We start from the raw sequence: 461 nt of genomic DNA, 5'->3' as shown, positions 1-461 counted from the left end.
GTTGTGCAGCTTCCGAGGATCATGGCGGCCAGCTTTGTCGCGAGCGGACATCTGCTTGATGTAGCGCCCGACTGGGTTCCCCCCGCGATGCACATCTACGCCCTTTATCCGTCGCGCCGCCACCTAACGCTGGCGGGCCGCTGCTTTCTGGATATGCTGGAAGACGGAATGAAAGATGTAGGAAGCACTTCAGGTCAGCCGCACTCGGCGTGAGTCAGCGATGCATCTATCGTGAGTGAGGTAAGCCGCAATAGCGGCCATCTTCGCGCCTGCGAGTACGCCACGATGAAGGTTCTAGATCGGCGTCGGTGGGCATTGCATTTCAGCTGAGCGAACGCGCCTTTGCGATTTGCGCACACGCGCTGGAGTCCGGCGCTACCCTAGCTGTGCCCGATGCACAACGCCCCCCCCGCCTTGAAGATAACCCCCTGGTGCCGGGCATGCGGCATGGCGCTTTTATG

At 61.0% G+C, this 461-nt stretch carries 1 protein-coding gene; it reads left to right on the top strand.

Annotation, left to right across the window (positions count from 1 at the left end):
- The coding region (locus GPA27_RS28365) for a LysR substrate-binding domain-containing protein (RefSeq protein WP_373322826.1) at window positions 1-213 on the top strand (213 nt) is incomplete at its 5' end.
- Between the last annotated feature and the right edge of the window lie 248 nt (window positions 214-461).

The organism is Aromatoleum toluolicum, assembly GCF_012911005.2.
GTDB classification, from domain to species: domain Bacteria; phylum Pseudomonadota; class Gammaproteobacteria; order Burkholderiales; family Rhodocyclaceae; genus Aromatoleum; species Aromatoleum toluolicum.
The sequence above is the reverse complement of the archived record's forward strand: the minus strand, read 5'-3'. Positions and strand labels throughout refer to the sequence as shown.